The 26,079-nt window shown below is 52.4% G+C and carries 14 protein-coding genes and 2 tRNA genes; 12 read left to right on the top strand and 4 right to left on the bottom strand.

Annotation, left to right across the window (positions count from 1 at the left end; translation table 11 throughout):
* Positions 1–24: 24 nt before the first annotated feature.
* Positions 25–1,404, top strand: a complete 1,380-nt coding sequence (locus SH527x_RS03230) for a DUF1501 domain-containing protein (RefSeq protein ID WP_437193220.1) — start codon at positions 25–27, stop codon at positions 1,402–1,404.
* 171 nt (positions 1,405–1,575) lie between these two features.
* On the opposite strand, the gene xerC is transcribed toward SH527x_RS03230, so the two are convergent.
* Both xerC and SH527x_RS03240 read right to left on the bottom strand, forming a co-directional pair.
* The gene (xerC, locus tag SH527x_RS03235) at positions 1,576–2,487 is read right to left on the bottom strand and encodes a tyrosine recombinase XerC (protein ID WP_437193221.1); all 912 of its coding nucleotides are present in this window, start codon (positions 2,485–2,487) and stop codon (positions 1,576–1,578) included.
* A 325-nt stretch (positions 2,488–2,812) separates the two neighbouring features.
* Positions 2,813–3,046, bottom strand: coding sequence for a hypothetical protein (locus SH527x_RS03240; RefSeq protein ID WP_437193222.1), 234 nt, complete (start codon positions 3,044–3,046; stop codon positions 2,813–2,815).
* 534 nt (positions 3,047–3,580) lie between these two features.
* Between SH527x_RS03240 and SH527x_RS03245 the strand changes: the two genes are divergently transcribed.
* Entirely contained in the window at positions 3,581–4,510 is a 930-nt protein-coding gene (locus SH527x_RS03245) for a 2OG-Fe(II) oxygenase (protein WP_437193223.1), read from the top strand.
* 105 nt (positions 4,511–4,615) lie between these two features.
* Here the strand turns inward: SH527x_RS03245 and larB are convergent, their stop codons facing one another.
* Complete coding sequence (gene larB / locus SH527x_RS03250) at positions 4,616–5,395, bottom strand: nickel pincer cofactor biosynthesis protein LarB (RefSeq protein ID WP_437193224.1); 780 nt, start codon at positions 5,393–5,395, stop codon at positions 4,616–4,618.
* Between the two features lie 380 nt (positions 5,396–5,775).
* Between larB and SH527x_RS03255 the strand changes: the two genes are divergently transcribed.
* The 8 genes from SH527x_RS03255 to SH527x_RS03290 all read left to right on the top strand — a co-directional run bounded on the left by SH527x_RS03255 (position 5,776) and on the right by SH527x_RS03290 (position 22,261).
* Complete coding sequence (locus tag SH527x_RS03255; RefSeq protein WP_437193225.1) at positions 5,776–6,210, top strand: acyl-CoA thioesterase; 435 nt, start codon at positions 5,776–5,778, stop codon at positions 6,208–6,210.
* Between the two features lie 31 nt (positions 6,211–6,241).
* A complete protein-coding gene (locus SH527x_RS03260; RefSeq protein ID WP_437193226.1) occupies positions 6,242–11,677 on the top strand; it encodes a PVC-type heme-binding CxxCH protein in 5,436 nt (1,811 codons plus the stop codon).
* Between the two features lie 252 nt (positions 11,678–11,929).
* Positions 11,930–13,597 carry a family 16 glycoside hydrolase gene (locus tag SH527x_RS03265; protein ID WP_437193227.1) on the top strand — a complete coding sequence of 556 codons (1,668 nt, stop codon included), beginning with the start codon at positions 11,930–11,932 and terminating at the stop codon, positions 13,595–13,597.
* A gap of 424 nt (positions 13,598–14,021) precedes the next feature.
* Complete coding sequence (locus SH527x_RS03270) at positions 14,022–15,200, top strand: 3-dehydroquinate synthase (protein ID WP_437193228.1); 1,179 nt, start codon at positions 14,022–14,024, stop codon at positions 15,198–15,200.
* A gap of 535 nt (positions 15,201–15,735) precedes the next feature.
* Complete coding sequence (locus SH527x_RS03275; RefSeq protein WP_437193229.1) at positions 15,736–16,722, top strand: family 16 glycoside hydrolase; 987 nt, start codon at positions 15,736–15,738, stop codon at positions 16,720–16,722.
* Between the two features lie 413 nt (positions 16,723–17,135).
* Positions 17,136–18,407: an MFS transporter gene (locus SH527x_RS03280; protein ID WP_437193230.1), complete on the top strand. Its 1,272-nt coding sequence runs from the start codon at positions 17,136–17,138 to the stop codon at positions 18,405–18,407.
* Positions 18,408–18,679: 272 nt separating this feature from the next.
* A complete protein-coding gene (locus SH527x_RS03285) occupies positions 18,680–20,437 on the top strand; it encodes an NCS2 family permease (RefSeq protein WP_437193231.1) in 1,758 nt (585 codons plus the stop codon).
* Between the two features lie 291 nt (positions 20,438–20,728).
* Positions 20,729–22,261 carry a protein kinase domain-containing protein gene (locus tag SH527x_RS03290; protein WP_437193232.1) on the top strand — a complete coding sequence of 511 codons (1,533 nt, stop codon included), beginning with the start codon at positions 20,729–20,731 and terminating at the stop codon, positions 22,259–22,261.
* A gap of 467 nt (positions 22,262–22,728) precedes the next feature.
* On the opposite strand, the gene SH527x_RS03295 is transcribed toward SH527x_RS03290, so the two are convergent.
* A tRNA-Gln gene (locus SH527x_RS03295) sits at positions 22,729–22,799 on the bottom strand.
* Between the two features lie 525 nt (positions 22,800–23,324).
* On the opposite strand from SH527x_RS03295, the gene SH527x_RS03300 reads away from it, so the two are divergent.
* Together SH527x_RS03300 and SH527x_RS03305 are read left to right on the top strand one after the other, a co-directional pair.
* Positions 23,325–25,682, top strand: coding sequence for a polysaccharide biosynthesis tyrosine autokinase (locus tag SH527x_RS03300; protein ID WP_437193233.1), 2,358 nt, complete (start codon positions 23,325–23,327; stop codon positions 25,680–25,682).
* A gap of 232 nt (positions 25,683–25,914) precedes the next feature.
* Positions 25,915–25,988, top strand: a tRNA-Arg gene (locus SH527x_RS03305).
* Positions 25,989–26,079: the final 91 nt, after the last annotated feature.

Below are 26,079 nucleotides of genomic sequence, written 5' to 3' on the forward strand. Positions count from 1 at the left end.
AAATGGTCATGGAAAGGCATTGAAATGTCATTCATCAATCCAGCATTCTCGGTCGTAACGCGACGAGATGCTCTGAAATCTGCAGGTGCAGGGTTTGGCTACCTTGCTCTGGCCGGTCTGCTCGCCGCGACGAAAAAGGCTCAGGCAGCAGAAACGCCAGCTGGTCCTCTTTCCCTGAAGAAGCCGCACTTCACTCCCAAGGTCAAACGAGTCATCTTCCTGTTTCAACAGGGCTGTATTTCTCAGATGGATACCTGGGAATACAAACCAGAGTTGCAGGCAAATGATGGGAAGACTGGTCCCGGTGGAGGCCGCTTGACCGCGTCCAAGTTCAAGTTCTCTCAACACGGAGAAACGGGAACCTGGGTTTCCGAGCTGTTTCCTCACTCTGCACGGCACGTTGACAAGCTCTGCTTCCTGCGTGGTCTTCATACGGATACTCCGGCTCACCCTCAGGCTGTGATTCAACTGCACACAGGGGCAACTCTGGTGACATTGACTCGCCCGTCTATGGGATCATGGTTGACCTATGGCCTCGGGACGGAGAATCAGGATCTGCCTGGTTACATCACCATCAATCCACCGCCGAATTTCGGAGGGGCTGTCAACTATGGCTCAGCGTTTCTGCCCGCTCACTATCAGGGAACACGAGTCAGCGACACAGGGTTTATGCCGAACTTGAAGGCCGGCACACACGATTCGCTGCAACGACGACAGATTGATCTGATTCAGTCAATGAATCGTGATCTGGCGAAACGCCCTGAGGCTCCGAGCCAGCTCGACGGTGTGATCGAGTCCTATGAACTTGCCTATCGCATGCAGGGGAAGGTTCCGGAACTTCTCGACATTTCACAGGAGCCAGAGCACGTGCTGAAGGCGTACGGGGTCAAAGATGGACCAGGCGGAAGCTTCGCACGTCAGTGTGTGATGGCTCGACGATTGAGTGAAGCTGGGGTTCGGTTTGTGGAAATTTGCCAGCAAGGCTGGGACCACCACAACAATCTTCACAAAGGCTTGATCAATCAATCCGCCATGACAGACCAGCCAACGGCCGCGCTGCTCGACGACTTGGAACAACGTGGATTGCTTGACGAAACACTGGTCATTTTCGGCAGCGAGTTCGGGCGATTGCCGACGGCTCAAGGCCAGGATGGCCGGGACCACAACATTACCGGCTACACAATGTGGCTGGCGGGAGCGGGGGTGAAGAAAGGATTCTCATATGGGGCGACCGACGAGTTCGGTGTGAATGCTGTTGATGGCCGCATGCACACGACCGACCTACATGCGACTCTCCTCGCGCTGATGGGGTTGGATCACGAACAACTCACCTATCCATATGCAGGACGCGAATTCCGGTTGACTGATGTCGCTGGAAACGTGGCAACGGAGATCTTTGCTTGATGGAGACTTGCTGAACGGAAATTGATCGCGACTCTATTTCCGTTTGGTATTTCAAAAGTCATGCAAAGAAGAAGCGGGCACCCTGAAGGCTTCTGGGTGTCCGCTTCAATTTTTTGATAGACCGTCGTTGAAGCTTACGTCGCCTGCTTTGAAAGTCTCTTGGTAAAGCGGCTATTCGGCAGTGCGTTTCGCGTGGGGGTGAGATGACTCGTAAGTTTCACGCATGCGGCGTGTGCTGACATGCGTGTAGATCTGAGTCGTCGTCAAGCTCTTGTGGCCCAGCAGTTCCTGAACGCTACGCAGATCTGCGCCTCCATCCAGTAAGTGCGTCGCAAAGCTATGACGCAATGTGTGCGGGCTCGTCAGTGACGAGAGTCCTGTTTCTTTCAGATACTTGTCGAGCATTCGTCCGATGCTGCGAGTTGTCAGCCGACGGCCGAATCGGTTCAGAAAGAGAGCGTCATGTTCGGAGGCAGGCGCCTGTAGATCGACTGCTCGCACACTGAGCCATGAATCGAGGGCGCGCGAAGCGTATGACCCGATTGGAGCGATTCGTTCTTTGGCTCCCTTCCCAAAGACACGAAGAATATTGGCCCCTCGGTCCCAGTCAGAGATGTTCAGCCCAGTCAATTCGGCAACACGAAGCCCTGCTGAATACAATGTCTCCAAAATTGCTCGGTCTCGCAGGCCCATGGGATCATTGGCCGGAGGAGCTTCCAGCAACGTCGCAATCTGCTCCGTTGAAAGAAAGTGTGGCAGCTTACGACCGGTTCGTGGCGTTCTTAAAGCCTGAGCTGGATTGGAGGAGGTCAGGCCTTCGCGAGTGGTGTATCGAAAGAAGCTGCGGATCGCTGCAAGACGTCTCGCAATCGTTGTTCTGGCGTACTGGCATTCATGAAGATATGACAGGTACCCGCGAAGGATCGGAATTGTGATCTGATCCGGCGTTCCAACTCCCCCGACGCGATCTTCGAGATAGTCGAAGAAGCTGCCGAAGTCGTCTCCATAGGATTTGACTGTCAGGTCAGAGGCGTTGCGTTCGAGCTTCAAGTGCCTCAGAAACTGTTGAACGGAACTTTGCATTGCAAAACCGCCTTCTGCGATGCCAGATCGCTTCTTCCGGATTCAATGGCGTCATCTCGCCAATCAGTGAATCATGTCTGGATTTTCGTTGCCAGAAAAGGCCGAATCCAATTGCTGAACGGAAAATCGCTAGACATGAAATCTTGCGGTGATATAACCGACCTGATCACAAACAGTGTGATGATCGACGGCATGCAGCACGTTCGATGCGAGAGATGGTCACTCTCGTACAACGAATCGTAAGAGGCTTCAGAGTGAGTACTTCATCACTGCTCAGGAATGGTCACTCATCGTGTCGCGATCATCGGTGCATCGAATCCGTGATTCATGCAGAACGGCGAAACGGGTGAGAATCCGGAGTGTCTGTTGAAGGTGATGACTGCAACCGGCGAACCTTCTGGCTCAGAACCGCGGCATCGTACCAGGTGAAGTTCAACTCAGGGTCCGCAGCGTAGCGTCCGAGAGTTTGCAAGAGTTGGGCAACGCTGCGGTCGTCGTAAAGAAAGACGTACCGTTCCCCATCTTTGACCAGAGCGATTACATTGACGTTTCGGTCCATCCGACTCACCCTGGACACATCTGAATGGCGACAACCCTAGCTGGCTTATCGTCGCTGCAGGTCAGGCTTCTCCGCTTGAATCGCGGTTTTAAAATTGATGGTGGAAGAATCGATAATCAGACTCCGTCAATCAGGAATCATCGTCACAACTTACCAGATGAAGGGCGGCGCATCGTCCTCCGAATGCCCAGACATCGTTCAACGTCTGGCGTCATTCTTCTGAAACCGTCGTTCGATCTTCAAGTTCCCCAAACTGTGTGAAATTCGTGTTTTGAGGCGGAGTCACGCCCTTCCTTTTCAATGCAAATTTTTCAGAATTGATGATTTGCTGTTCTTTCCTGCAAAGATCGATCTGGCTCTGCTTGTTGAACTTGTCTTAGGCTTCTTCAGCTTTTCCTGAAGAAATGGGCCAGATTCCCCAAGATTGCCTGGCTCAAAGCGTATGGAAACGCATTTGAGCTTCACGGTCGTCGCCATTAAGGCGGCAGGTGTCTGCACGGAAATTACTGAGAAATTTGTGGAAAGGACTCCGCAATGATCACTTCCTTCAAGAATGGATTCTCGCAAACATCGTCAGAGGTTGCTGAACACTCTGAAGAGATGGTTGCTCCGTCGTCGTCTGTCGATCTGGGATTTTGGACGGACCAACTGGATCATCTTTCCGAGGTCTACCAGAAGAACGGGCCATTTCCGCACATTCAGTTAGACGATTTTCTGGAGGCGGATACGTCTGTCCTCGCTGCTGATGCCTTTCCATCGATCAATGACGCAGGGTGGATTCATTACGTCCATCTCAACGAAAAGAAGCATGGCTTGAACAAGCGGGACCTGTTGCCAGAGTTCCTGCGGAATGTCATCGATGATTTGAACAGTCCTGAGTTCTGTCAATTTCTCAGTAATCTGACGGGAATTCCGAACCTGCTGCCTGATGATTCCATGGAGGGCGGCGGGCTGCACCAGAGCAAGCGGAACGGCTTTCTGAATGTACATGCTGACTTTACAGTGCACCCGCATAAGCCAAGCTGGCGCCGCCGTGTGAACCTGCTGGTGTACTTGAACCCTGATTGGAAGCCGGAGTACGGTGGTGAGCTGGAGTTATGGGAACGGGATATGTCCCGATGTGCCAAGCGAGTTCTACCACTGCTGAATCGTGCTGTGATCTTCAACACGGATGAAGACTCATATCATGGTCTGCCAGATCCGATTCGATGCCCCGAATCCATGACCAGAAAGTCAATTGCGCTCTATTACTTCACTGAAGAGAAAGAGCTGCCAAAGCGAGTCTGGACGAATTACAAATCGCGACCAACCGACGGGCTGAAATCTGCGCTTTTCTGGCTCGATAAACGTCTAGTCTGGGCTTACAGCACATTGAAAAGCCGACTCGGAATCGACGACTCATTCGTCAGTCGAGTTCTCGGCGGGATCTCATTCTGGACACGGTCTCGTCGCAAAGAGGCCTAGCCGGCTCTGTCATCTCTCGAATTGAGAGGGGCGATTATCGTATTCCTTCAGCGCGGTCCAGTGGTTGCAAAGCCACCGGGCCGCGTTTCGTTCTCGGGCAGAAATTTACTTCTGCGATGGGGAATTCGCGATCATTCCTGCGACATATCCCGCTTTGAAACCTGCGTCGATGTTGACCACTGCGACGTTGGACGCGCAACTGTTCAACATGCTCAGCAACGCAGAAAATCCTCCCAGAGAGGCCCCGTAACCGACGCTGGTGGGGACACCGATCACCGGGCAGCGCACCCAACCTCCGACAATGGATGGAAGTGCGCCTTCCATTCCGGCAACGACAACAACGGCATTCGCGGCATCCAGTCGATGTTTCTCTTGAAGAAAACGCTGTGGCCCTGCCACGCCGACGTCCAGTAGCAGCTCAGTGTTGACGTTCATCCACCGGAGAGTTTCGAGTGCCTCTTCAGCAACCGGTCGGTCGGATGTCCCTGCCGACACCACGATCACTTTGCCGATCATCGGTGCTGGATGATTAATTCTCGCAGTGCGTGCGACGGCATTGATGACAATCTGGGGATATGCTTCCTTGAGTGCAGTGATCTGCTCTGGTGAGCAACGTGTCACCAGCACATTCTGGTTTCGGGAGAGCAGACGCTCGACGCCCTGGACTACGGATTCGAGCGATTTACCCGGACCGTAGATGACTTCAGGAAACCCACAACGCTCTTCACGGTCGAAGTCAATTCGAACATCCCCAGAAGCGGTGAGTCCAACGGATTCGCTGCGTTCCGAAGAGAGGATTTCGTAAGCATGTTCGACTGACTGTGTGCCTGCGGCGATGCTTTGCAACAAGTTCAACAGGTCAGACGAACTTTCTCCAGTTCCCATCGGAAGCAACCTTCAATTCAATGTAAGTCAATCTGTAATTCAATCACGGAAAGCCGAGTTTGCCGGTCCGTCTCATGCTGGTGATCGAGTGCAGATTCTGACGCATTCAACGCAATTTGCGAGCCTCATCCCCATTGTTCGGGCCGTGTGGCGGAGGAGTTGCTGCGAAGCCCTTGCCCCGTCGCGGTTTGCCTTCAGGTGGCAAAGTATCTACGTCTTTCGATGACATTCCTGCCGAGACATTGTAAGGTGAAGTGACAGCGGCGGCGACAGGCTTCGGAGAATTGATGAATGTGTCCTGTGACAGGTGACTTCGTTCAATCGAGGCCAAGTCGAATCGCTCGGTTTTTATTCAATTTTGCCTTTGTTGATCGCCACTGATGCCTCCATTTATCTCTCACCGTCGCGTCGAATTTTCCCAGACTGATATGGCTGGAATCGTTCATTTTTCCAATTACTACAAGTGGATGGAAGAACTGGAACACGACTTTTTTCGGGCTCATGGTCTCAGCATCATGGAACGTCAGCCGGATGGGAACTACATCGGGTGGCCGCGCGTGAATGCCAGTTGCCACTTCCAGGCACCTTCGAGATACGATGACCAGATCGAAGGTCGGTTGACGCTGGAACGCATCGGGTTCAAGTCACTTACCTATTACATGGAGTTCTGGCGAGGCGACGTCCGGCTGGCATTTGGCCGAGTCAAAGCAGCGTGCTGCATTTGCCGGGCGGATGGAACGCTGAGCTCAATCGAGATCCCGAGAAGTTACCTCGACTACCTCGAACCGCTGGTGGCTGAACCGAAAGCATCCTGACTCTGCGCGGAGTCTTTTCGAAAGCGTCCATATGCATCGTCTTCGTCTCCCGGCGTTCATCTTTCTTTTCTTGGCGAGTTGCTCATGCATTCTGGAAGCGAACGACAGTAAGAAGGTAAAGCAACCGGCCAAGGACACCAGTGGCTGGCTACCGAAGGATGAATCGGGACGGGCGTTGAATTTGAACTTCGAAGCGGGCACCCTGCAGGATTGGACTGCGACAGGGACCGCGTTCGAAGGTCAGCCGATCCAGGGGCCAATTGATCAGAAGCGTCTGTTTGGCGCTGGCAAGAAAAGTCAGCACACTGGCGAGTTCTGGATCGGTGGCTACGAAAAACACGCTGATCAACCACAGGGGACGCTCACTTCTGCCCCATTTCTTGTGGACGGAGACTGGTGCAGCTTTCTGCTGGGGGGAGGAAACCTCAAAGGAACTCGGGTCGAATTGGTCCTTGAAGCCGATCAGTCCGTGATTGCTACGGCAACCGGGATGAATCAGGAAGAGATGACTCCTCGGGTGATTCACCTTGGGAAGTATCGCGGCAAGAAGATGTTCGTTCGGATTGTCGACCATGAAAGCGGAGGTTGGGGGCACGTCAATTTCGACGATTTTCGCCTCTATCGTGAACGCCCCGTTTTCGACAATGAGCCGAAATCGATTGAGCAAGTGCAGACTCAGGAACTGTACCCTTATCAGAATCTAACTGGCCCTGTGGCTGCCAGTCGGATGCGTGTTCCCCCGGGATTCAAGGTTCAATGTTCAGCGGATGAGCCTGACGTTCAGCAGCCGATTACAATGGCGATTGATGATCGCGGCCGCGTCTGGATTGCGGAAGCATATGCCTATCCGAAGCGGGCTCCTGAAGGTCAGGGACGCGATCGAATTCTGATTCTGGAAGATACTGATCTGGACGGGAAGCTGGATAAACGGACCGTCTTTCTCGAAGGTTTGAACCTTGTCAGCGGTCTTGAGATCGGGTTTGGTGGAGTCTGGATTGGAGCGGCCCCTTACCTGCTCTTCGTGCCAGACCAGAACGCAAATGATATGCCGGACCTTCTGGAACAGGCAGAAGTAGTGGAGGCTAATTCAAAAGGTTCAATTGCGTTGCCGGGAGATGTCCCGCGTGGGGCTCAAGTCGTTCTGGATGGCTGGGGAGATCAGGACACACATGAAGTCTTGAATTCATTCGCCTGGGGCCCAGATGGATGGCTCTATGGATGCCATGGGATCTTCACTCACTCGAACGTTGGAACTCCGGGAACACCGGCTGAGAAACGAGTTCCTCTGAACGCAGGAGTCTGGCGATTCCACCCTGTCCGCAAGACGTTTGAAGTCTTCGCTCACGGCACGAGTAACCCCTGGGGAATTGACTGGAATCAGTATGGCGATGCGTTCATTACGGCCTGTGTAATTCCCCATCTGTATCACGTGATTCAAGGCGGACGATATCAGCGACAGGCGGGAGCGCATTTTCAGAATGCAACTTTTGACGATCTCAAAACGATCGCGCGCCATCGACACTATGTCGGAAATCAGTGGAACCAGAACGATCGCAATTCTTCAGATGATGTCGGTGGCGGCCATGCCCATGCCGGTGCTCTGCTCTATCAGGGCGGCGCATGGCCGGAGGAGTATCATGGCAAGCTGTTCATGCACAACATTCATGGGAATCGGATCAATGTGGATGTGCTGATTCCAGAAGGCTCAGGTTACGCAGGTGACAGAAATCCTGATTTTCTTCATACCGGCGACCAATGGTCTCAGATGTTGTCATTCGCGACTGGCCCTGACGGTCAGGTCTGGGTGATTGACTGGTACGATCAGGAGCAGTGTCATCGCCATGAGGTCGATCGTCATGATCGCAGCAACGGTCGTATCTACCGCATCAGCTATGGCGATGCCACGCCGGTACGAATCAATTTGCAGACTCACACAGATGAGCAGTTGTTACAGCTTGCGATTTATTCACGGAATGAATGGGAAGTACGCCACGCAAGACGGTTGCTTCAGGAACGAACGTTCGCTGGGACAACGGATATTAAGTCATTGCCGCTGCTGAACCAGATTCGAGTGGATGACGAATCTGCCATGTTAAGGAGAATTTGGCTGTTGCAATCGTGCGGGCAGTTTTCGACTCTGAGTGATCCTGAGATTGCAAATCTGTTACTGAATACTTCGCCGTATGTTCGTAGTTGGACGATTCGCGGACTGGTCGAAGTGCCTCCGGATGCTGATCTGTCTGCATCAAGAGAACAACAGTTCGTTGAGCTGGCTCGAAACGACCCGTCTCCAGTTGTGAGGCTGGCAATTGCTGCTGCGGCACAGCGGATTCCTGTTCAATCACGCTGGCAGATCATTCAGCAGCTTTTGACTCATCAAGAAGATGCGAATGACCACAATCTTCCGTTGATGATCTGGTATGCCATGGAGCCGTTGGCGGAGGTCGATCCTCAGCGTGCTTTGGCATTGGGAATGCAGGCAGGAGACACGTTCCCTAGATTACGCGAGTTTATGATTCGGCGTATTGGTGGGGGACGTCCGGAAGAGGCGCTGGTGCTCTTGGTCAAAGGGCTCAAAGATTCAAAAACCGATGACGCCAGACTGACGTTCCTGATGGGAATTCGCGGTGCGCTTGCCGGGACTCGTCTGGACAAGGCTCCGGAAGGCTGGACTGAAATCTATGAAAGTCTGGCGAAGTCAGGAGTCGGGTCCAGAAACTTCGACGTTTATCTTTACACGCTCGGACTGGGGGCACGATTTGGCCGCGCCGACGCCAGTGAACTGCTGCGGCAGATCGTGACAGATGAAGCTGGTGCATTGGCCGAGCGACGAGTGGGGTTCTCGTTTCTGGTCGACGATCAAGATACTCATCTCACTGAGGTGGTCGAGCAACTGCTTGCAGGGGGAACATTGCGTGCAGACGCAATTCGCTCGCTGTCACGGATTGACTCCGCCAGACTCGCCCAATCAGTAATTGAGAACTACAAGTCGTTGTCCACTAACGAACAGGCAACAGCCAGAGGTGCCCTCGCTTCACGTGAATCGTATGCCAGAGATTTCTTGAAGGCAGTCGAATCAAATCGCATTCCGAAGGCAGATCTTTCCGCTGATCAGGTGCACCAACTGCGTCAGTTCAATTCGAAAGAACTCAATGAAGTCCTTGATCGTGTCTGGGGACGCGTTCGTGAATCGAGTGCTGACAGCAGAGCCGAAATCTCGCGTCTGACAGACCTCGTTCAGAATGATCACCAGACGACTCCTGATATTGAATTGGGACGAACTCTGTTTGCCAAGACATGCCAGCAGTGTCATACCCTTTTTGGAGTTGGTGGAAATGTGGGCCCGGACATCACCGGCGCGAATCGAGGGAATCTCGAATATCTCCTTTCCAACATCGTCGACCCGAGCGCTGTCATGGCTCAGGAGTATCGCCCGCTGATCGTGGCGATGGAGGACGGACGTGTGGTGACAGGCGTCTTGAAAAGTGAGACCGCAACCACGCTCGTTCTGCAAACTGCGAATGATCTCGTCACGGTGCTCAAGCAGGAAATCGAGGTCCAGCGTCAGAGCGATCATTCAATGATGCCGAATGGGTTGCTTGCACCACTTTCGCCTTTTGAGATCCGTTCGCTGGTTGCCTATCTTTCTTCGCCCAGACAAGTCCCACGGCGTGCGGTGCCGGCGAACGTGTCGCAGTTCTTTTCTGGGAATGATCTGACAGGGTGGCATACGACTGTTACTGCAGACCAGGAATATTGGTCCATCGCGGACCGAACGCTGACTGCGAAACTGAATCAGCAGGATCACGACGTGGTTCTGTTCAGTGATCTCGCACTGCGTGATTTTCGCCTGAAGTTCGATTTCCAGATCTCCGGTTTAAAGAATGGATTCGGAGTTCGTCACTGCAACTCCATGGCTTCGGAGGAAGGACTGCAAGGACCAGAGTTGCTTCTGCATCCAACGAGCCCTGCAATCTATTCGGCGAATCGCACTGCTGATCCTCGTGACCAGCAATCGCTGACGCATGTAGTAAAGTCAGAGAAGGTGTTGCCGGTTGCAGACGCATGGAATCAGGTGGAGCTGACCTCAATTGGGAATCGAACTCAGTATCGACTCAACGGGACAACGATTGCCGATGACTCCAGTTCACTCGGGATGCCGGATGGAGTCTTTGCGTTCCGAATTCCATCTGGTTCAGAAGGGGAACTGAAGATTCGAGGATTGAAGGTCGAATTGCTTTCGTCGTTGCCAGAACATGCAAAGCCAGAAGCGGCTGCGAATCGCTGGCCCTCATCGACGCCTGTTGTCGCGGGCCAGAAGATTCGCTGGAAGAAATCGGTTCTGGATCATTTGTTCCGTTCAGAAGGGTGTGCTGTCGCCGACTTTGACAACGATGGAGACATGGATATCGCCGCGGGTGCGATCTGGTATGAACAGACCGACGCTGAAGCGGACAAGCGATGGAAGCCGCATGGGATTCAAGCGGAACAGCCGGAGTATCCTCGCAAGGGCTATAGCCATTCCTTCATGAATTTTGCAGCCGACGTCGATCGAGATGGCCGTGTTGACCAGATCGTCATTGGATTTCCCGGTGCGGAAACAAACTGGTACAGGAACCCAGGCCTTCCATCCAAATCAAGCAAAGTCGGTGTTGAAGATGTTGCTCAAGATGCTCCGTGGGCAAAACATCTGATGGTCAAAGTGGTGAATAACGAGAGTCCATTGTTTGTTGATCTCCTTGGAACAGGTCAGCGCACCCTGCTCTCCGGAATCGAGAACAAGGTCATCGCCTATTCACGAAGTTCACCTGATTCCAGCTCACCTTGGCAAAGTGTTCCGGTCTCGAATGCAGAGACGCCCGGTGCGGATCGGTTTTCTCATGGTCTGGGAGTTGGGGATCTCAACGGAGATGGCCTACTAGACGTTCTCACCATTCACGGGTGGTGGGAACAACCAATGAAGTCGTCGACAAACTCATGGAAATTCCACCCTGCGGCATTTGGACAACCTTGTGCTCAAATGATCGTGTACGACTTCAGTGGTGACGGTCGAAACGATGTGTTGACGTCATCGGCTCATGGATTTGGAATCTGGTGGCACGAGCAGATTGCTGCTGTGAATGGCGAAATTCAGTGGAAGACGCATCTTATAGACGATTCTATTTCGCAAACACATGCGTTAGTTCTGGCCGACGTGAACGGAGATGGACTCCCGGACTTCGTGACGGGGCGTCGACATTGGGCTCATAATGGAAATGATCCAGGGGAAGATCAACCAGCCGTTTTATGCTGGTTTGAACTGACCAGAGAGTCTGGTGTGCCAAGATGGAAGAAGCATTTGATCGACGATAATAGTGGAATCGGGACACAGTTTGAGGTTGCAGACGTGAATGGTGACGGCCAGCTTGATATTGTGACCTCAAACAAGTTGGGAACATTTTTGCTGGAACAGGTGCGAAGCAATTAAAAGCATAGACTGAATTGCCATCACATCTGGGACGCACAAGCAAGAGTCCGACTGGTGAAGCGGCTGCGACGGGTCACAGGAGTGCTAAGGATATTGCGATCGGTTTGCGGTGCTTGAACAACAGTGCTCACATTTCAAAGGAATTCAATGATGATGCGTGAAGCTTGCAGCGCGACGAACGCGCTTCGCTCAAGAGGTTCATGGCGGTCAATCCGATGGACACTGTCCCTGACGGGGGTTGTGTTGGGATTGATGGTGAACGCTCCGATTGTTCGAGCCGAGGCCATCGATCTCTTCAATGGAATGAATCTCGACGGCTGGGAGCAAAAAGGGGGCGTTGCTGTCTACACAATAGATGGTTCCGAAATCGTCGGGACTTCAGTGCCTGACACTCCGAACTCATTTCTCTGCACGAAAAAGCACTACCAGAACTTTATCTTTGAAGCAGATGTCAAAGTTGATTCACAGCTGAACTCAGGGATTCAGTTCCGCTCGAATTCCTATAGCGAGCCACGCACTTACAAGTTCAAAGACAAAGACGGAAATCCCAAATCGGTCGAAGTTCCAGCAGGTCGGGTCCACGGTTATCAAGCCGAAATCGACCCATCTGAACGTGCCTGGTCGGGTGGGATCTACGATGAATCCCGTCGTGGCTGGCTCATCAATCCAGCAAACAATCCGAAAGCTCAGGCTGCATTCAAAGTGAATGAATGGAACCATTACAAGATTGAAGCAAATGGTTCTCACATTCAAACCTGGATCAACGGCGTTCAGATTTCTGACCTCACCGACGACATGACCGGCTCAGGCTTTATCGCCCTGCAGGTACATGGAATCGGGAAGGATGAAACCAAGAACGGCAAGCAGATTCGTTGGAAGAACATCAAGCTCACAGAACTGCCAGCAACAGCCGGTGCGAAGCCTTGGTTGCACTTTGAAGGCAAGGCGGGACCAGGTAAAGGCAAGAAAGTCGTTCTGGTTTCTGGTGACGAAGAATACCGTTCAGAAGAAGCACTTCCGCAACTGGCCAAGATCCTGAGTGAGCGTCACGGTTTTGATACGACCGTCTTGTTCGCCATCGATCCGCTGACCGGTTTTGTGAATCCGAGTGCTATCGACAATATCCCAGGACTTGAAGCTCTTGATTCAGCTGATGTTCTGGTCCTGTTCACTCGATTCCGCAAACTCCCTGACGCTCAGATGAAGCACTTTGATCAGTACTTTAAGTCAGGTAAGCCGGTTCTCGGAATTCGAACTGCGACACATGCCTTTAATCACGGAGCAGATTCTCCATGGTCTCATTACGCCAATGGGTACAACGGGGAGAAGGCGGAATGGAAGGATGGCTTCGGCCGTCTCGTTCTTGGCGAACGCTGGCACACGCACCATGGGGCTCATAAGCATCAAGGTACGAAAGGGATTATCGCTCCGGAACGCGGAGAGCATCCAGTTCTCAAGGGCATCAAAAGCGGAGACATCTGGGGTTCAACCGACGTCTATGGTGTTCGTCTGCCATTGCCAGGTGACTCGACCCCGTTGGTGCTTGGACAGGTTGTCAATCGCGCCGGTGATTTCGATGCAGCCGATCTTCACTTCGGGCTGCGTCCAACCGATAACGATCTTGATCTGAAAAAGAATGATCCACTCATGCCGATCGTCTGGGTGAAGTCGTATCAAGTGCCTGAAGGCGCTGTCGGTAAGGCGCTCACATCAACAATTGGAGCATCTGCCGATCTCGAGAACGAAGGTGTTCGCCGAGTGCTGGTGAATGGCGTGTACTTCCTGGCCGGGCTGGAGAAAGAAATTCCAGCAACAGGGACCAACGTTGATCTCGTTGGCGAGTTCCGTCCAAGCCAGTATTCATCCTTCACCAGAGACGTCTGGAACCAGAAGGGGAAGACCGTTTCGGACTACAAGTAGGACGATCGTTTCTCCTGATTTAAAGGGAAACGTTGGTGCTGCCGCGCCTGATGCGTGGTGAATTAAAAAACGGAACGCCCTGCTTTCAACTGATGGAAGCAGGGCGTTTTTGTTTGTCTTGCGGTAACCGTAGATCCTGTGAGGACATCAGTCAAATCAGCCTGACCGTTTTGACCGGACTTTGAGAGCTTCAGTTTGGCTCGACACATCCAGGCACTCCATTGCAATTGGTGTCGTATTGTCACAAACTGGAAGGATTGTGGGCGGACGAATGTCAGGGCAAATTTGTTGCTCTGTACTGATGTCCGCGCAGCGTCGTCCGCAGTCAAAGAACGGCTGAATTCCGCGTGTCTGGTTCGCCACATGCAACACGAATTCGCTCAGATGCAATTTTGCCCGCCTGACCTTCAGCCCGCCGACCCGCATGTCTTCCTTTGATTCCAACACAACTGACATCACATTCTCTGTTCCATTCCTGCACCGTTTGCGATTTACGCAGGATGCGTTTGGGAAAGATCAGAATGTTTTTTCAGACCTGCTCGAAGCGTCTGGCGATGTGTTGCCGCGAGTTCAGTTCTGGGTTGATGAACATGTGAGCGAGGCTCAGCCTGATTTAACTGCCCGAATTCGCGCCTTTGCTCACCGACATCGCGAGCAGTTTCATCTCGCGGGGAACGTTCAAATCTGTCCCGGCGGCGAAGCGATCAAGAATGATATTCACCTCATTGAACGCATGTTGAAATGCATCAATGCCGCTGATTTGGATCGCCGCAGCTACATCGTTGTGATCGGAGGCGGTGCTGTTCTGGATGCGGTCGGGTTTGCTGCTGCGATTGCGCATCGAGGAATACGTCTCATTCGATTCCCCACCACAACGCTGGCTCAGGCGGACTCAGGGGTCGGAGTGAAAAACAGTGTGAATCTGTTTGAGAAGAAGAACTGGATCGGAACATTCGCTGTCCCGTGGGCGGTGATTAACGATGCCCAATTGCTTTCGACGTTACCGGATCGGGAATTCCGTTGCGGGTTCTCTGAAGCGGTAAAAGTCTCTCTGCTGAAGGATCCGGAAGAGTTCTGCAGAATCGAAGCCGGTGCAGAACGGATTCGCCTGCGTGAAATGACAATCGCCCATGATGTGATTCGCCGGTCTGCTCTGTTGCATCTGGACCACATCACGAAGGGGGGAGATCCGTTCGAGGCTCTCGAAGCACGTCCACTCGACTTTGGTCACTGGTCGGCCCACAAGCTGGAACCAATGACGAAGTTTGAATTGCGACATGGGGAAGCAGTTGGGATCGGAGTCGCAATTGATACGGTCTACTCGTCGCTCGTTCATGGACTTCCCGTTGAAGATGCAGAGCGGGTCCTGAATACCCTGCATCGCCTTGGTTTGAAACTGTCTCACCCTGCCCTGAATGATTCCCGACATCTCTTTGACGGTCTGGAAGAGTTCCGGCAGCATCTTGGAGGCCGTCTGACGGTCACGATGTTGAGTGCCATCGGCCAAAAGATCGACGTTCACGAAATTGATCGAACTCAGATGCGAAAAGCGATTGAAACCGTCAACCAGTTTGCGTCGTCGCATCCATCTTCTGTGACTTAGATCAGCTCGTCTAATACTTTTCTGGTGCTCCGCTTACTTTCAATTGGCAACGCGCAAAGTCTCCTCTTTCTGTCAGGAGGGGCTGTGTTTTCAAGGTTGATTTCCCTGATTCGCTGAACCTGGATTCCCTGTCAGACGCAATTCTGGTGAGCGTCATGACAGGGAATTTCGGCAATGTCTGCCGTCCTAAAGGGGCCGATTACGATTTCAGTTGGTCGCAATATCACCACTTTGACCGGTGATGTAATCTCGCTCGCATGTGCAGTTTTGTCGTGAGCGATGTTCTTCTGCGAGAATGATCTCCCTGGAGCAGGTTCACGATTGAAGTGCATCAGTGATGCAGACTGAAAATTGAGTTCAGTCTGTTTGGCCGTTGCCCTGTAGAATCAGGAAACCACCAGCCGTGATACGTTTGAGATCATTTTTCGGCACTGCCTGCGTGTTGTTCGTAAGTGCAGCGACTGCCTCAGCCGCAGATCGGATTGTTCAGGCAACTGGTCAGTCCAGCTCCGCGGACAATTCCGGAAACTTTGTAATGCCAGTCACGGCCACTGTGGCTGCACCTCCAAGCGTGTCCCAGAATGAATCTCAGTTCAAGTCCCTCCTTGCAGGCGATGGCTTGGCAGGATGGGAAGTTCAGGAAGGCAAGCAGTCGGCTTGGGTCCGCGATGGTGAGATGATCTCCTGTCATTCCGCGGCCGGAGGATGGCTTCGCACTGTCACTGAATATGGCGATTTTGAACTTCGTCTGGAGTATCGACTGCAGGTCGGTGGCAACACCGGAATTGGCCTGCGATGTCCTCCAGCAGGTAACCCAACATTTACCGGGATCGAAGTTCAGTTGCTGGATGACTCTTCCCCGAAATACGCGTCTCTGCGGCCTGATCAATATACCGGGAGCGTTTATTATCAGGTCCCTGCGACTCAGAAGGCTGTGTTGAAGCCGGTCGGCGAATGGAATCAATGTGAAGTCGTCTGTCGGGGCGACCAGTTGATCGTCAAAATCAATGGAGAACTGGTGAATCAGGTGCAGCTGAATCGACAGGGGGCTCCAAGCATTGGCAGCGAGCAGCCTAAGTCACGCTATCTGCTTTCCCAGCGGCCTCCAATTGGTCATATCGCCCTGCAAAGTCACTCGACTCGTGTCGACTTCCGCAAAATTGAACTGAAGGATCTTTCAGTACAGACCGAATCCGGACTGCGGTACGTGGAGCTGAAGAACGGCGAAGGGGAATCGGCCTCGAACGCCACGAACGTCTCTGTTCACTACGTTGGACAACTCCTCGACGGAAAGCGGTTTACCGATACTCGAGATATTGGTGAACCTGTGAACGTGCCTGTGGCGAGCGTGATTCCCGGTTGGAAAGAGGGGATTCAGGGAATGAAAGTTGGCGGTCGTCGCCGCCTAATCGTCCCTCCATCACTCGGTTACGGTCATGCTGGTGTCGACAACCTGATTCCACCAAATGCCACACTCGTCTTTGAAATCGAGCTCTGCGGTCTCGAGTCGGAAAAGAAGTAGGGCTCACACTTTGGTGTGAAGTGAAACAAGGCCAACAATCGCCCATTCCGGAGAATTCTGGAGTGGGCGATTTTGCATCACAGGTTCTCGATCTTGTCAGAATTCAGAGTTTCTCATCCCAGATTCGCTGAAAAGATCGTGGTGACAGGTGCAAATCAGCGGCGGAGACAGGCAAATTCCCAAGCAAAGTGCCGTTCTGGAACAAAACAGAGCTGCAGAATGCTTGCGTCCGAAACTTTCCCTCTGTACGGTGGCACGGTCTCTCCGGATTGCTACCTGACAGTGTTTGTTCCAGTCGCATGATTGCGCTGATGTTTTCTGGGACAAAGGGCGGATTCGATGTGTCAACTGCCAGTGGAGGCAGGTTGATCGACTGTCGGTGGCGGAAGGAAATTGCCTAGTCGGGACACCGTATGAATGTCGGCGTAATCATCCGCTTGTCGATCATGATGTTTCTCCAGTTCTTCGTATGGGGAAGCTGGTACGTCACGGTTGGTAATTACATGACCAAGCATGGCATGGGCGATCTCATTGGAAACGCCTATTCCGTCGGTCCAATTGCGGCAATCATCGCCCCACTCTTTCTGGGACTGATTGCAGACCGATACTTTGCGACAGAACGAGTCTTGGCCGCATTGCATATTCTTGGTGCGGCGGCGTTGTTTGCTGCCCCCCGCATCTCCGAGTTTGTTGCTCCCCACCTCGCCGGTTCGGCGTTTATCGGCATCCTGCTGTTTCACATGTTGTGCTACATGCCAACATTGGGGCTGACCAATACTCTGACCTTCCACAACATCAGGAATCAGGAAGTTGAATTCCCGATCGTGCGTGTCGCGGGAACGATCGGCTGGATTGTTGCAGGGGTCGTTGTCAGCAAGTACCTGAAGGCAGATGAACTGGCGATACAGTTTCAGGTTGCTGCAGGAGCATCACTCTTGCTCGGGCTCTACAGTCTGACATTGCCTCACACGGCACCACCAGCGAAAGGCCAGAGAGCCACGGTCGCGAATCTGCTTGGTCTCGAAACCATCAAGCTGATGAAACGCCCAAGCTTTGCAATCTTTATCTTGGCTTCGTTCCTGATCTGTATTCCACTTTCGACCTATTACGCCTATGCACCTGTGTTCGTGAAGGCCGCTGGCTTTGAAAGCCCGGCTTACACTATGTCGTTCGGGCAATGGTCTGAAGTCTTCTTCATGCTTGCGATGCCACTCTTCTTTGCTCGCCTCGGTGTGAAGTGGATGTTGTTGGTCGGAATGCTCGCCTGGGTGGTCCGCTACGGATTGTTTTCAACGGCTGCTGAAAGCGGCGCAACGTGGATGGTTCTTGGTGGAATTCTTCTGCACGGGATCTGCTATGACTTCTTCTTTGTTACCGGGTACATCTACGTCGACAAGCGAGCTCACAAAGCGATTCGCGGACAGGCTCAAGGCTTCCTTGTGCTCGTGACTCAAGGTTTGGGAATGCTGATTGGCGCTCAAATTTCTCAGTATATGTACGCCAAATCGGGTTCAGGAATCGCGACAGAAGCTCTGACATTGCCGCAGTGGCAACAATTCTGGATGGTTCCATGCATCATGGCCGGTGTGATCATGTTGTTGTTTGCGTTCACATTCCGTGACGACTCTAAAGATCCGGTGATCGAAACAGAAGCATCTGAAGCCGGAGTTCATCCGCAACACTAACTTCTTTCAGGACCGATCATCCTGACTTGCAATAAATCCGAAGCACGGTGGCAGCACTTACGAGACGTTGAGGTTGTTGCCACCGTGTCGGACATTTGAGGTAGAATCGATCCGATCCAAGCTGCGATTCGAGATGCACAGGTGAGAAATGCCTGCTTCTCAACGCTCCGAATATGCAGTTCACGAATGAGATGCTCAGTCGAAAATGATCTTGCTTGATAGCGCACACAGGCGGATCAGCAGAGTTGCGATGACCCCCGGGGAATGTGACTATGAAGCTATTCGTCAAACGTGACCTCGATGGATTCTGTGGACTGTTTGTCGATAATTTGGTTCAGATCCTGTTGATCGTGGGGATGGGGATCGGGCTCTGCGGAATGTCCACAGAGTTGCTCGCAAAAGTAATTCTTCCAGGAACCGCTCTGAGTGTTCTGGTAGGGAACGTCTTCTATGCGATTCAGGCACATCGCCTCGCAAAGCGGACTGGACGAAATGATGTGACAGCCTTGCCGTATGGCATCAACACGCTGTCGTTGATCGTCTTCGTCTTCTTCATTATCAAGCCTGAATTCGACAGAACCGGTGATGCCATGGCCGCATGGCGCATGGGGCTACTGGCCTGTCTGGGCAGCGGAATTATCGAGATCGTCGGGGGCTTTATTGCCGAGCCGATTCGACGTGTGACTCCCCGGGCGGCTTTGCTTTCGACGCTCGCCGGAATTGCCATCGGGTTCATCTCGATGACATTTGCTCTGGAGATCTTCCAGAAGCCATTGATCAGCATGCTGCCAATGGCAATCGTCTTGTTCGGATTGTTCTCCAGGGCACCATTGCCATTGGGATTGCCAGCTGGACTGGTGGCTGTCGCTGTTGGAACTGCAACCGCCTGGCTGATGGTTCCATTGATGAAGTTCTCATCGCTTCCTGAATGGGTGACCTTGGGAGCCGGGAACGTCACGGCTGTTACCGAGGCATTGAAGCAGGTCGGATGGTGTCCTCCGGTCTGGTGCGGCGACGCCATTCTTGAAGCGCTGAAAGGCGTCGATAAATGGGTCCCATTTCTTTCCGTTGTGATTCCGATGGGCGTCTTCAATATTGTCGGCAGTCTCCAAAATATTGAGTCAGCCGAAGCGGCTGGAGACAAGTATGCCACCATGCCGTCAATGTTGATGAATGGAGTTGGCACAATTGTCGCGGCCCTGTTTGGAAGCTGTTATCCGACGACAATCTATATTGGGCATCCCGGATGGAAAGCATTGGGAGCCAGAGCTGGTTATTCCACATTAAACGGGCTTGTGACCACCATTATCATTTTTGGTGGATTGATGGGACTGGTCTCTGCCATTATCCCTGTCGAAGCGGGCGCTGCCATCGTCTTGTGGATCGGAATCATCATTACTGCTCAGGCATTTCAGGCAACGCCCCCACAGCATTCTCCTGCGGTCGCTGTTGGTTTGTTCCCTTCGATCGCAGCCTGGGGAGCGACGGTTTTTATGGGAACCCTGATCCTTTCCGGGGGACAGACGCTGCAAGCGATTGTTACTCCAGTGGCTCCTCCGGTAAACGTTGTTTCGGTTGATGAAGCACCAGTCGAGCCACTTTTCACCGAGCAACCGGCAACCGAGCCACCTTCTACAGAATCGGCTGCTGCGGAAGTCCCACGTGCCGCAAGCCGAACGGAAGCCAATGTTAACGGGTTCCTTGTTCACGGAATGCTGGTCATGGAACGCGGGTACATTTTCACGTGCATGATTCTGGCAGCCGCATCGGTCTGTTTAATCGATCGAAAGTTCGGAGCCGCTGCTGTCTGGATGCTTGTTGCAGCAGCTTTGACAGGGTTGGGAGCAATGCACGCATATCAGGTTCACAGTGCGTTTGTATTAGACCATTGCTTCCGTTTCGTTGCTCCGGTCGAAGGAGCGTATGTGTACCGAGCTGATGATATTGTTGTTGGCTATGTCCTCTGCGCAGTCTTCTTTTTTGCGATCGGCAGATGGGCAAAAGACCGTCCACTCGTAGAAGCCCACTGAGCTGCCTGCTGTATAAGTTGGCCGGCTATTGTCGACTCATTGTGATGAATGGTGGAAGTTTAAGGACCATAGTAGAAGCGGAGTTGGAGAGTGGTCTCCGAGGAATGTCCCTGAAAGATCACGTTAAAGTGGTCGCTTCTGACATGATACGATACTGAAGCACGTGTTTCTCAGTAGGTAATTCAGCGAGGCATGTAAGTGAAGCGAGCGGGCCTGAGAGAATTCCGTCCCCTGGCACATCAGTGATGTTCAGGAACGAGGGGTGAATCAGCGTTTAGGAATATTGGGGCCATGTCGAATGACCGGGAACAGACCGATCCGTCGGCCGACTGGATTGATCGGTTAATTGAAATTGATGAGACATTGTGGGCTGGAGCGACTGATGTCAGCGCGGATGCCGGTTCAGATGATGCTGGCGCCCAGCAATTGCTATTGAACTTGCAGATGATGCATGCTTCGCCCCAACCGCCACCAGTGAATCGCCGGCAGCCCGGTCTTCCAGAGCAGGTCGGTCGTTATGAAGTCCGGAAAATGTTGGGGGCCGGTGGCTTCGCGGTCGTGTATCTCGCTTATGATCCCCAGCTGCATCGAGATGTTGCGTTAAAAATCCCGCTTCCTCCTGGGCTGATGAATGAGGATACTCGCAAGCGATTTGTTCAGGAAGCACGCCTGACTGCCCAGCTGGATCATCCGCATATTGTACCAGCATATGAAGCGGGAGAAGATGGACCGGTCCCCTTCATTGCTTATGCCTATTGTGCTGGTCCAACTCTCGCCGAGTGGCTTCGAGAGCATGGTCCGATGGATCCTGGTGTTGCCGCAGGATTATTGATTTGTCTGGCTGATGCCATTGAGTACAGCCATCAGCACGGCATCCTGCATCGTGATCTCAAACCTGCCAACGTCTTGCTCTTTCCTGTTGCCCAGCATTCCCACTCAGGCTTCCCCTTCATTCCGCGTCTCTCAGATTTCGGACTGGCCAAGTTAATAGAGTCGGTGAACTCCGATACTCGCTCAAGCGTGATTCTCGGAACGCCGATTTACATGGCCCCGGAGCAGATTGAATCGACACGATCAGGTCCAAACGCCGCCACAGATGTTTATGGATTGGGAGCGATCCTGTACGAAGTCCTGACAGGGCGAGCACCCTTCTCTGGGGAAACTGTTATTCAAGTATTGGAAACGATTCGGAACGGCGCGGTAGAGAAGCTTCGTCAGGTGAATTCCGAGATTCCCAAAGATCTCGCGACGATCTGCGAGAAAGCTCTCTCTGTTGTTCCGGAAGATCGTTACATCTCTGCGGCTGAGTTTCGAAACGACCTGACCCGATTTCGAAATGGAGAAAAAATTACAGGCCGTTCAGTAGGCCGTCTCTCTGAGGGCATGCGTACGCTGACTTCCCCACGTCGCGTCGGCGATGCTTCGGGATTCATCATCCTGAGTTTTATCGCGATGGGATCCTGGATGGTTCTATGGCCACTCGGAGGCATGCTGGGGCTCTCGACGAGCGCGAAGATTCCTCGAATGGAAATGCTCGGCTATACGATCCCTCTGCTGTTCAATGCAGTTTTGGGAGTCGGTTTAGGCATCCAGATTGGCAAGGGGAAACAATGGGCAGCAGCAGTTGTCATGCTTGCAGGAAGCGCACTTTGCTTGATTGTGCTGGCGGTTCTTGCGCAATGGATGCCTCCCTTTTATCCGAGTGTCTATTCAGATGATCGGACTCGAGAAATTGTGTATCTGTTGCTGTTCTGTCTCTTTGGGACACAGGCTTTCTTCGCAGCTTGTGCCTGGCTGGCGCTGAGACGTCGAAGCCGATTATAGAGCTACCTGAAGCCTCAAATCAGTTACAAACAATCGTGCTTGAACTCTGGCTTTCTGCCGCGTTTATGCTGCCCCCGGCAGTCACCTGTCAACAGACGGTAAGTGAACGTCTCTGGTGAGATTGATCGAATCTCACGCCCTGGAGAAGTCTGGAATTCGCGACGCGGAATCCCAGAGGAAGTGGCGATGTATCACCGCCAGCCAATCCCCAGGTGGTCGAAGAGTCACTCCCTCTGAGAAGCTGGACGACATACTTGTCGCAGCCGCTCTCATACCTCGAAATTCAAGGTCATTACCAACTTGCAAAATGCAAGCGGAACTTGCTCTCAAGCTTTGGTGGGAGTGCATTTAGCCGATGCGTTTATCAGGCACAACTGACTGCATCGATGAACAAGAGATGCAGTTGCGGCTTTGTGTGCCGCTGAATCAGGTTGACGTAAGAGACGTCACAGCAGAGATTTAAGAAATTACCCGGCAAGGATTCGAACCTTGACGAACAGTACCAAAAACTGTTGTGCTACCGTTACACTACCGGGTACCGACACGCGAACGATATCGGGTTTTCTGGATTTTGCAAGACACTTCGTCTGCTGCAGAAACGATTTATGAATCACCATTGCTTCGCCGGGAAATCGACCTGTCGAACGGTGTTCTTGATCGTATTTCCAGATCGAATTCTTGGCTTCGGTATGCCACTTAGGAAGTATGAGAGGCGTTGCCTGGATGCCAAGGAAATGAGCGAGTTTCTGTCGAGTCTTCTTGTTTCTGTTGCTCCTGTATGGATCAAAGAAGGGGATGTGTCAGGAATACGCATTTTGGGGGAACTTTGCGGGAAGTTTTACCATTCCAAATCATTGGAATGATTTCCCTTGAGTGCTGGAATGGATATTGCATACTGGACTTACGGCGCGTATGCTCCTGAATGCATCGAATAGGAGGGTTTCGCGCCCCTTCAGAATGCCGACAGCGTTTAATTAATCAGAGCGAATTGAGGCCTGACTCGATGATAGAGCATGCATCTCCTGTGCCAGTGCAAACTTCTCACAAGCCGGCATTCCCTTCCATGTCGACTGCCACAGTGGATTTCGGGGCAATCTTCCGTAAGCAAGCCCCGATGATCATCTTTTGCGGGGTGCTCGGCATCTTGATGGCGGTGATTTATTGGGCCAACGCAGAAGTCTGGTATGAGTCCAAGGCAAAGATGCTGGTGACCCTGAAGGATATGCGTGGCGGTTCGCAAGGAGGCGATACCTCTTGGGGAAATGACCGAATTCAAGACGAAATTCTGGCGAACCACATGGAAATCGTCTCCAGTCGCCGCATCATCGGCAACGCTCTGGAGCGAGTGAACTGGAGTGAGATGGAAGGTCTCCAGTCCCACCTCAAAGAGGATCAAGATTCTGTCGATCATGCCATTGATTATGTCGTTGATCGCGTCTCGCTGACTAAGGGGGGGCGTGGATCTGCAAAAAACGCGAGAAGCTTGAACCTGAGCCTGCGGCACACAAACCCAGAGGAATGTCTCCTCATCTTGCACAGCCTGGTGGTCGAGTATGAGAAGTTTCTCGACGAGCAGGTGACACGCGTGATGTCGGAAGCGAATCAATTGATTCAGCATGCTCAGGAGAAAATCGAGAGTGACTTAAAGCAGCTTGAAGCATCTTACGTTGAAGCGCGCCAGAAAGCTCCAATCCTCTATTCCGGTGAGCAAGGTGCAAGCAATGTTTACATGGACAAGTTCCGCCGACTTCAAGACGAACTGGTCACTGTCGAGATCGAACGATCAGCGGTTGAGACCCGGCATAAAAATGTTCTTGAGAGCATTCAGAAGATCAAGGAGAACAACGGAGACAAACTTGAACTGATTGCTTTGATCGACTCAGACAGTCTTCAGCGATTGGGGACATTTGCTGGCTTCTCGTCGGCTCAGACCTCCGAGTTTCAGCAGTCGCAAGTCAGTCGTATTAAAGATGCAGAGACCCGCTACGGGAGACTGACGTCATTGAAGGCGGAGTTGTCTCGTCTTGAGTCGAATTTCGGCCCAAGTCATCCCAATGTGGAGAACCTGCGTAAGGAAATTAAGCTGGTTGAAAATCTTCTGCAGGAAAGTGCCGCAGCAGAAGTCTATGCTCCGTTGTTTGACAAGTTGACACCTGAACTTCTTTTGAGAGCGTATACAGGTTTTCTTCGCAATGACCTTGAAACGCTGAACCAGCGCAAAACACAACTTGATGCCTTGGCGATGGATGCTGAAGAGAAATCGAAATCTCTGGTCGAATTTGAGTTGAAAGACCGGATGATCCAGAGTGAAATTACCAGGAAACAGGCCCTGTATGATGGGGTCGTTTCGCAGTTGCGTGAGTTGGACACAGCAACCGGGCTGAGCGGTTACGTTCATGAAGTCCTGGAAGATCCGCAACTCGGCCAAAAGGTTTGGCCAAGTCTTATTCTTTGTGGGGCGAGTGGACTATTGCTAGGGCTTTGCCTCGGAACAGTTCTTGCGTTCGCAAACGACCACCTCGACAACCGCTTCCGCTCTCCATCTGAAATTGCTCAGGTGCTTGGTGTTCCGGTGATCGCACAAGTTGGCAAGATCAACCACTCCCGAGACCGAAAGCGATCGAGTCGCTTTATTGTGGATGCACAAGCGCCTGAGGCGGAGGCATTCCGCCTGATGCGAACTTATCTGCTCAAGGAAGTGAAGTCTGGGAATCTGCGCACAGCAATGGTGACCAGCAGCCAGCCCAAAGACGGAAAATCGACGATCCTGGTAAACTTGGGAGCGTCTTTTGCAGAGCTGGGTTTAAAGGTTCTGATCATTGACGGCGACATGCGAGCCCCAACCGTCCATCGGTTCATGAACTTTCCAATCGATGTCGGGCTGTCAGAGTTCCTGCAGGAAAAGGCTGAACTGGCAGACATCGTTCGTGAGACCGGGATTGAAGGTTTTTATCTCATGTCTGCTGGAGGGGCTGTTCGAAATCCAGCCGAATTGCTGCAGTCAGAGCGATTTGACGAATTGCTCTCCCAGTGCAAGCAGAATTATGACATGGTGCTGGTTGATAGTGGCCCAGTGCTGCTGGTGTCTGACCCGGCAATTGTGTCACAGAAGTGTGATATCTCTTTGCTTGTGATTCGTCCATCGGTCGACACCAAACGCAAGGTGGCCGAGGCCGTCAGCCGTTTGCGATCATCCAGATCCAACCTACGAGGCTGTATTCTGAACACATACGGAAGCACGAAAGAGTTTCTGGCAGAATCAGGCTACGGTTCTTCGTACTACGGTTATGGGTACGGATACGGAAACAGAGGCTACGGACGCCGCCGCAAGGATGGAGCAGAAGAAGTGCCCCGCAATGGGCACGCATCAAGCGAGAGCGAGAGTGGAAAGTCGCCTGCTGGCCCGCGAATCAGTAGTTAACTTGGCGCAGACTGCTGGTGTTTCATCGATGCCGGTTTGCCTGCGACATTCATGACGGCTGGAGAGATTAGTCGTGCACCGATCACAGTTTGCGACGTCGGTCGATGGGACAGAGTTGAGATTCTGCGACGATTTAAAAGTTTGCAAACTTTCTTTTCTTTCTGTCGCCAATTGGATTGTCAGCGAGAAAGTTTTCGATAAGATGCTCCGCACGTGACCACCAATCACGTCTGCACCCCTAGCTCAATTGGATAGAGCATCGGTCTACGGAACCGAAGGTTAGTGGTTCGAGCCCACTGGGGTGCACTTAGAGAGACAAGGACTTATGTCAAAAGTTGTTTCTCTGGTTTCTCGCGACGGTACAGAATTGATACAGAATCGTCGCTTTTGCAGATCA

Source organism: Planctomicrobium limosum, from assembly GCF_051465645.1.
Lineage (GTDB): Bacteria > Planctomycetota > Planctomycetia > Planctomycetales > Planctomycetaceae > Planctomicrobium.

Bases quoted from the DNA above. Each gene is read 5' to 3' on its own strand.
- SH527x_RS03230 (WP_437193220.1), top strand. From the start codon at position 25: ATGTCATTCATCAATCCAGCATTCTCGGTCGTAACGCGACGAGATGCT.
- xerC (WP_437193221.1), bottom strand. From the start codon at position 2,487: ATGCAAAGTTCCGTTCAACAGTTTCTGAGGCACTTGAAGCTCGAACGC.
- SH527x_RS03240 (WP_437193222.1), bottom strand. From the start codon at position 3,046: ATGGACCGAAACGTCAATGTAATCGCTCTGGTCAAAGATGGGGAACGG.
- SH527x_RS03245 (WP_437193223.1), top strand. From the start codon at position 3,581: ATGATCACTTCCTTCAAGAATGGATTCTCGCAAACATCGTCAGAGGTT.
- larB (WP_437193224.1), bottom strand. From the start codon at position 5,395: ATGGGAACTGGAGAAAGTTCGTCTGACCTGTTGAACTTGTTGCAAAGC.
- SH527x_RS03255 (WP_437193225.1), top strand. From the start codon at position 5,776: ATGCCTCCATTTATCTCTCACCGTCGCGTCGAATTTTCCCAGACTGAT.
- SH527x_RS03260 (WP_437193226.1), top strand. From the start codon at position 6,242: ATGCATCGTCTTCGTCTCCCGGCGTTCATCTTTCTTTTCTTGGCGAGT.
- SH527x_RS03265 (WP_437193227.1), top strand. From the start codon at position 11,930: ATGGTGAACGCTCCGATTGTTCGAGCCGAGGCCATCGATCTCTTCAAT.
- SH527x_RS03270 (WP_437193228.1), top strand. From the start codon at position 14,022: ATGTCTTCCTTTGATTCCAACACAACTGACATCACATTCTCTGTTCCA.
- SH527x_RS03275 (WP_437193229.1), top strand. From the start codon at position 15,736: ATGCCAGTCACGGCCACTGTGGCTGCACCTCCAAGCGTGTCCCAGAAT.
- SH527x_RS03280 (WP_437193230.1), top strand. From the start codon at position 17,136: ATGAATGTCGGCGTAATCATCCGCTTGTCGATCATGATGTTTCTCCAG.
- SH527x_RS03285 (WP_437193231.1), top strand. From the start codon at position 18,680: ATGAAGCTATTCGTCAAACGTGACCTCGATGGATTCTGTGGACTGTTT.
- SH527x_RS03290 (WP_437193232.1), top strand. From the start codon at position 20,729: ATGTCGAATGACCGGGAACAGACCGATCCGTCGGCCGACTGGATTGAT.
- SH527x_RS03300 (WP_437193233.1), top strand. From the start codon at position 23,325: ATGTCGACTGCCACAGTGGATTTCGGGGCAATCTTCCGTAAGCAAGCC.